This is a genomic window from Mesorhizobium sp. M0185, from assembly GCF_040322175.1.
Classification (GTDB): Bacteria; Pseudomonadota; Alphaproteobacteria; order Rhizobiales; family Rhizobiaceae; genus Mesorhizobium.
The window spans coordinates 164669-171195 of the sequence record NZ_JAMYSY010000008.1 but is presented as its reverse complement, the minus strand read 5'-3'; the positions used below and the strand labels follow the sequence as shown (position 1 = coordinate 171195).

Sequence of the window (6527 nt, the reverse complement as noted above, 5' to 3'; positions counted from 1 at the left end):
ACGAGATCGTGATCGGCTTGCGCTTTCATCCTGCCACGGCGGCGGCATGGCTCGGCGTGCCACAAATCGAGCTTGTCGGCCAGAGGCTGTTGCTCGACGATTTATGGGGAGCGCGAGCCCGGCGCCTCGCCAGCCGCGTGCGCGCTGGCGACAATTTCGAAGATCTGGCCTGTTCGCTCGAACAGGTCGTCGCCGAGGAGGCGGCCTCCCGCGCGCCAGACGCTCCCATGCAGGCGGCATATCGATTGATCGAGCGCGGGCCGCCACCCGACGCGCCGCTCGTCCCTTGGTTGATGCGCGCACTCGAGATGAGCGAAAGGACGTTGCGCCGGCGCTTCGACGAGAGCTTCGGCTATGGCCCCAAAACGCTTGACCGTATCCTCCGCTACCAGCGCTTTCTGCGGCTTTGGAGCCAATCGAACAGCGCTACGGCCATCCTGGCAGCCGAGGCGGGCTATTCCGACCAGGCGCATCTTGTCCGCGAGAGCCGACGCCTGACAGGAAGCACCCCGCGACAGATTCATCACCTGCTGCAGAACGGATGAAACGACGTCGCGCTCTTCATTGGCCGTTTTGTTCAAGTCTTCACTATCGCCCGACTTTATCCTGGTATCTCCGACAACCAGAGGAGACTGCCATGAAACCGCGCATTTCGGTTTTTACCATCGCTGTCGCCGACCTTGAGAGTTCTCTCGCGTTCTACCGCGACGGTCTCGGCTTGCCGACGGAAGGGATCATCGGCCGCGAGTTCGAGCATGGCGCCGTCGCGTTCTTCACGCTGTCCGGCGGGTTGAAGCTCGCGATCTGGGCGCAGGACGACCTCGCCTACGACACCGGCCTGCCCAAGGCGCCGATCAGCTCGACCTCGTTCACAGTCGGACACAATGTTGTGCGCCGCGAAGAAGTCGATCAAGTGATGGATGAGGCCGCCCGCGCCGGAGCCGAGATCATCAAGCCTGCCCGGGACACATTCTTTGGCGGGTACGCCGGATATTTCCGCGACCCGAACGGACACCTGTGGGAGGTCGTCTGGAATCCCGCCAACATACCGAGTGAGAATCCTCTTTAAGGGCGGCGCGGGCCTGTAGTATCGGGCCGTTCTAGTCATTCCCGGTCCTGGCAAATTCTGTCGGGATCGGGGCGGGCGGCCTGCTTTCCCTGGCAAACGAAGCCAGTTCGACGGCAGTCCACCAGCACAATCTTAGGGGGCTGATTATGTAGCTCTATCCAGATTCGCCTCGCCTGCATGGCGCATCATGCGGCGGAAGCTCATTGAGATATGCGCCCGCCTTATGTGCCCGATGGACTCCCAGTCGCCGATTTCGGCGGCGGCAAGGACCTCTTCCATTTCGCGGCGGAATGCGGTGAATTCCTCGACAAGGCCCAATTGCGGCATCAGCTTCAGGACGACGCGCGCGACCTGAAAATACAGGCGCTCGCTGATCTCGCGCAGTGGCTGGTTGCCGGTCATCGCCGTGAGCTCGTAGAAAAAATCCATGTTGAGGCGCAGGAAAGCGCGCTGGTCGGGATTGAGTATATCGGAATCGCAGCGCGCGATGAGCGCCCGTATCCGGTCGAGGTCGTCCGCCGTGCGCGGGATCGGCGAAAGCTTGCCGACGAGGAGCGCCAGCTCCAGGCGCAGATGATAGACCTGCTGCAATTCCTCGATGTCGACGTCGGTGACGATCGTGCCGACGCCGTGGACGGATTGAACCAGACCCTCGGATTCAAGGCGCGCCAGCACGCGCCGGACCGGCGTGCGGCTGATCTCGAATTCCTGGGCAAGTTCTTCCTCGGAAAGGTGGCTTCCCGGCGCATAATCGAGCAGGCAGATGCGGTCGCGCAATATCCGGTAGATGCGCTCGAACCGCTCCCGCGCGGAGAGCGGGCGCGGCGGCGCGGCGGTCACCGTCGTGGGCGGCTTGGCCTCTGTCTCGATCGTCACCCAGCCTCCAGGACAGCGTGCAGGAATTGCCGTGTCCGCTCGTTCTTGGGAGCACCAAACAGTTCGCTTGGCGGCCCCTGCTCGCAGATCTTGCCTTGATAGAAGAAACAAACGCGGTCGGAAAACTCCTTGGCGAAGCCCATCTGGTGGGTGACCATAAGCATGGTTAGATCATGCTCGCGCCCGATTTGCCTTATCACCTGCAGCACTTCGCCGACAAGCTCCGGGTCGAGCGCCGACGTCACCTCGTCGAACAGCATGATCTTGGGCCGCATTGCCAGCGCCCTGGCGATGGCGACGCGCTGCTGTTGGCCACCAGAAAGCTGTGACGGATAGTGGTCCTTCTTCTGGGCCAGACCGACCAGTTCCAGCAGCTCGGCCGCTCGTGCCTCGGCGTCCGCCCGCTTCATTCCGAGCACCGTTATCGGCGCCTCGATGCAGTTCTGCATCGCTGTCATATGCGGAAACAGGTTGAACGACTGGAACACCATGCCGATCTTGGCGCGTATCTTGCGGATGTGGGCGAGATCGGCGGGAACAAGCTTGCCGTTCCTCTCCATATGGGTCAGCGGCTCGCCTTCGACCCAGATGACGCCGTCATTGATCGTCTCCAGCGTCATCAGCATGCGCAGCACCGTCGTCTTGCCCGAACCCGACGGACCGATGACCGAGACTTTTTCGCCGCGCGCTATTTCGAGATTGAGCCCATCGAGAACGGTTAACGTGCCGTAGCGTTTCGATACATTGTCGAAGCGGACCATCGGTTGTTCCGTCATCGGGTGGTCCTCCGGTTGAGCAGCCCTTCGAGGGAGCGGATGAGCGCCGCCGAAACCAGGCTCATGGCAAGGAAAAACAGGCCGACCAGCGTGATCGGCTCGGTGTAGCGGAATGTTTCGGAGCCGATGATCTTGGCGGTCTGCATCAGTTCCATCACGGCGATTGCGGAAAGCAACGGCGTTTCCTTGAACAAGGCCACCAGATAATTGCCGAGCGCCGGAACGATCGGCGGGATCGCCTGCGGAATGATGATGTCGCGGAACGTCGTCCAGGACGAGAGATTGAGCGCGATCGAAGCTTCCCACTGGCCGCGATGGATGTTGTCGAAACCGGCGCGATAGACCTCGGAGCAATAGGCGGCGTAGTGGATGCCGATGGCCAGCACCCCGGCGGTGAAAGCGTCGAGCACGACACCGAATTTCGGAAAGACGAAATAGAGAAAGAATATCTGGATGAGCAGCGGGGTCGAGCGGATCAGCTCGACCAGCACCGAAATCGTCCAGCTGGTCCATGGCACGGCGATGCGGACAACGGCCAGCACCAGGCCGAGCGAGGCGGCAAGCGCAAAGCCGATCAGCGTCGCTTCGATGGAAATGACGGCGGCGCGGGCAAGCACCGGCAGGATTTCCAGAGCAAATCCCCAATCCCAGATCATGCCGCCTTCCCCCGCGCCAGTCCGAGCGACGCCCGCCTTTCGAGAAGCCGCATGCCGATGGTCACAACCAGCGACATTGCCAGGTACATCAGAAGGACGAGGGTGAAGATCGGAATGGTCTTGAACGTGTTCTGGTTCATTTGCTGCGCCTTGAAGGCGAGATCCGAAAGCGTGATCAGCGAGACCAGCGCCGTCGATTTCAGAAGCTCGATGAACAGATTGCCCCAGGGCGGGATCATCGCGACAAACGCCTGCGGCAGAATGATCCGGCGCAACATCTGCGGGCGGCTCATGTTCAATGCCGTACACGCTTCCCACTGCCCGCGGGCGACGGACAGGATCGCGCCGCGCACGCACTCCGATCCGTAGGCGCCGACATTCAGGCCGAGCGCGAGCACCGCCACAACGAATGCGTTGATCGTGACGCCGAATTGCGGGAGCACGAAAAACAGCCAGAACAATTGCACCAGTGCCGACGTTCCGCGGAAGATCTCGACGTAAACCGTGGCCAGCCATCTGAGCGGCGTCGGGCCATACATCCTTGCAAGTGCTGCAAGCACGCCCATGATAATTGCCAGCAGGCTGCCGAGGACGGCGATCTCGACCGTCAGGACCGCGCCTTGCAGCAGCCCCGGCATAAACACTTGATATGATTCCTGTGTTGCCAAGGCACCGATCACGACAAGCGCGATGACCAGCATGGCAACGAGCGTACGGATACCCATGCGATTCCCCCAAGGAAAAAGGGCGGCGCTTTCGCGCCGCCAGCAGTTGGGAACCTATTTGCCAGCACAGAGCTCTGCGGTGGTCTTGTTGGGCAGATAATCCTTGCCGAAGCCGAGTGGCTCGACCAGCGCGATATGCTCCGGCGAACCGAGGAACTTCTTCAGCTCGGCGTTGAAAGCCTCCTGCAGGTCGGTGTCTTCCTTGCGGAAGCCGAAGCCGCCATGACCTTTTACCGATTTGCCGGCGACCTCGCCGAAGGGCTTGGTCGATTCGACACCGTCGGCTTTCTTGGCCATGTCGGCGATCGAAAGAGCGGTCAGCGCGGCTGCATCGGCGCGGCCCGACTGGACGGCGGCGACCAGGCTTGACTGGTCGGGCAAGGAGACGATCTGCCCACCGGCAACGCCCGCTTCCTTGGCGAAGCCGCCTTCGACGGCGCCGGCCATCACGGCAAGCTTGAGATCCGGATTGTCCTTGATGCTGGAAAAATCCTTGATGCCTTTCGGATTGCCTTTTGCCACCAGCATAGCCTCGCCGATGCCGTAGGACGGCTCGGAGTAGTTGATCTCGGCGCAGCGCTTCGGAGTGATGAACATGCCGGCGGCGATGATGTCGAAGCGGCCGGCCTTGAGACCTGGAATGAGCGAGCCGAATTCGGTCAAAACACCGTCGACCTGCGGTATGCCCATCTTGGCGAGCACCGCCTTGGCGACTTCAGGGGCCTCGCCGGTCAGCTTGCCGTCTGGCGTGGCGTAACCGAACGGCGCCTCGTTGGCGAAACCGACGCGGATGTAGCCGTCCTTCTTGGCCCGTTCGAGGGTGGTTTCCGCGTGAGCGGACAGCGACGTCAATGACGTCGCGGCGAGCGCGATGCAGGCAGCCGCCTTCACGACCATACGGCGCGATATCGATGAATTGAACATGCTTTTCTCCCATTGGACAACTGTGGATGGTTCCCAGGGCGCGGCCTTCTTCGAGGTCGACGCCTGCTTGATCAGACGTATACAACTGCCCTAGACATTTCGCAAGCAGAGATATAGAAACCATGAAAATTCGGCGATAATTCGCAGTTAGCCAGCAAATTGACGTCGAGTTGTGCACAATTTGGCCTAGTTGCCACTTACAAAAGGCAAACGGCGTACCTGGAAGGCAGGATTTCGGTGGCGACCGCGAACGGCTTCGGGACATTCACGCAAGCGGAGTATGGGCAGCGCCTCGCCGGCGTGAAGACACGCATGCAAAAAGCCGGCTTCGATCTCATCGTTTGTCAGGATCCCGCCAACATGTGCTGGCTGACCGGCTATGATGGATGGTCGTTCTACGTTCCGCAGTGCGTGCTCGTCCATCTGGAGGAAGACCGGCCGATCTGGTTCGGCAGGGCACAGGATGCCAAGAGCGCACGCCTGACCACCGGCCTGCCCGAGAAAAACATCGTACCGTTCTCGGAACGGTTGGTGCAACAGCCCGTCGAACACCCTTATGACGAACTCGCCCAACTGATCCGGTCGCGTGGTTGGGGAAAAGCCCGCATCGGCGTCGAGATGGACGCGCATTATTATACGGCGCGCTGCCACGCCCATCTGATCCAAGGGCTGCCCGACGCGCACTTCGCCAACAACCACGATCTCGTCAACTGGGCGCGGCTGGTCAAATCCGAGGCCGAGCTGGTGCTGATCCGCGAGGCGGGTGCGATCTGCACGCATGCCATGAACCGCGCCATCGAGAAAATGCGGCCCGGTGTGCCGCAGAACCATGTCATTGCCGAAATCTATCACGCACAGATCATGGGCGTGCCCGGAGCGGGCGGCGACTATGCCGCGATCTGTCCACTGATGCCCGTTGGCGAGGGCACGAGCACGCCGCATCTGACGTGGTCCGACGCGCCGCTGCCGGACAGCGGCCCCGCCATTCTGGAGATTGCCGGCGTGCGGCGTCGCTATCACGCGGCGCTGACCCGGACCATACATTTCGGCAAGCCGCCGCTAGCCATCCTCGACATGGCCAAGGCAATCGTCGAGGGTGTCGACGCCGGCCTCGAGAAGGCGCGCCCCGGCTACACCGCCGAGGAGGTGGAAGCCGCCTGGCAGGCAGTGTTGAGGAAGAACGGGCTGAAGAAGGAAAGCCGGGTCGGCTATCCGGTCGGGCTCGCATATCCGCCCGATTGGGGTGAACGCACCGCAAGCCTTCGTCCCGGCGACACCACCGAGATGCAGCCCGGGATGTGCTTCCATTTCATGGCCGGTGTTTGGCTCGACGATTTCGGCATCGCCATCTCGGAATCCTTCGTCGTCACGGATCGCGGCGGCGAACGCCTCTGCGACGTGGCGCGCGAACTCGTCGTCATCGACTGACATGGCGGCCGGGAAACCGGCTGCCGAAAGACCATGCCCACCAGCAAGCCGGCAACAAGCACGAGGACACCCG

The 6527-nt window shown here is 61.7% G+C and carries 8 protein-coding genes; 3 read left to right on the top strand and 5 right to left on the bottom strand.

Annotated features, from left to right (window positions below; all coding sequences use genetic code 11):
• A partial coding sequence (locus NKJ20_RS09425) for an AraC family transcriptional regulator (RefSeq protein WP_352743710.1) occupies positions 1-545 on the top strand: 545 nt, incomplete at its 5' end.
• Between the two features lie 92 nt (positions 546-637).
• A complete protein-coding gene (locus NKJ20_RS09420) occupies positions 638-1069 on the top strand; it encodes a VOC family protein (protein ID WP_352449792.1) in 432 nt (143 codons plus the stop codon).
• A gap of 144 nt (positions 1070-1213) precedes the next feature.
• On the opposite strand, the gene NKJ20_RS09415 is transcribed toward NKJ20_RS09420, so the two are convergent.
• From NKJ20_RS09415 to ehuB, 5 genes are read right to left on the bottom strand one after another with little or no spacing between them, the layout of a single operon-like run.
• Positions 1214-1945 carry a GntR family transcriptional regulator gene (locus NKJ20_RS09415; RefSeq protein WP_023674261.1) on the bottom strand — a complete coding sequence of 244 codons (732 nt, stop codon included), beginning with the start codon at positions 1943-1945 and terminating at the stop codon, positions 1214-1216.
• Complete coding sequence (gene ehuA / locus NKJ20_RS09410) at positions 1942-2721, bottom strand: ectoine/hydroxyectoine ABC transporter ATP-binding protein EhuA (protein ID WP_023717024.1); 780 nt, start codon at positions 2719-2721, stop codon at positions 1942-1944. The genes NKJ20_RS09415 and ehuA overlap by 4 nt, the downstream gene beginning before the upstream one ends.
• Entirely contained in the window at positions 2718-3377 is a 660-nt protein-coding gene (gene ehuD / locus NKJ20_RS09405; RefSeq protein ID WP_023674259.1) for an ectoine/hydroxyectoine ABC transporter permease subunit EhuD, read from the bottom strand. The genes ehuA and ehuD overlap by 4 nt, the downstream gene beginning before the upstream one ends.
• Positions 3374-4102, bottom strand: coding sequence for an ectoine/hydroxyectoine ABC transporter permease subunit EhuC (gene ehuC / locus NKJ20_RS09400; protein WP_352455831.1), 729 nt, complete (start codon positions 4100-4102; stop codon positions 3374-3376). Before ehuC ends, ehuD begins: the two co-directional genes overlap by 4 nt.
• A gap of 54 nt (positions 4103-4156) precedes the next feature.
• The gene (gene ehuB, locus NKJ20_RS09395; protein WP_352576580.1) at positions 4157-5026 is read right to left on the bottom strand and encodes an ectoine/hydroxyectoine ABC transporter substrate-binding protein EhuB; all 870 of its coding nucleotides are present in this window, start codon (positions 5024-5026) and stop codon (positions 4157-4159) included.
• A 237-nt stretch (positions 5027-5263) separates the two neighbouring features.
• Between ehuB and NKJ20_RS09390 the strand changes: the two genes are divergently transcribed.
• Positions 5264-6454 carry a M24 family metallopeptidase gene (locus NKJ20_RS09390; protein WP_352743708.1) on the top strand — a complete coding sequence of 397 codons (1191 nt, stop codon included), beginning with the start codon at positions 5264-5266 and terminating at the stop codon, positions 6452-6454.
• Positions 6455-6527 lie beyond the last annotated feature (73 nt).

Excerpts from the sequence above, each read along its gene's own strand:
- NKJ20_RS09420 (WP_352449792.1), top strand. The coding sequence starts at position 638 with ATGAAACCGCGCATTTCGGTTTTTACCATCGCTGTCGCCGACCTTGAG.
- ehuA (WP_023717024.1), bottom strand. The coding sequence starts at position 2,721 with ATGACGGAACAACCGATGGTCCGCTTCGACAATGTATCGAAACGCTAC.
- ehuD (WP_023674259.1), bottom strand. The coding sequence starts at position 3,377 with ATGATCTGGGATTGGGGATTTGCTCTGGAAATCCTGCCGGTGCTTGCC.
- ehuC (WP_352455831.1), bottom strand. The coding sequence starts at position 4,102 with ATGGGTATCCGTACGCTCGTTGCCATGCTGGTCATCGCGCTTGTCGTG.
- ehuB (WP_352576580.1), bottom strand. The coding sequence starts at position 5,026 with ATGTTCAATTCATCGATATCGCGCCGTATGGTCGTGAAGGCGGCTGCC.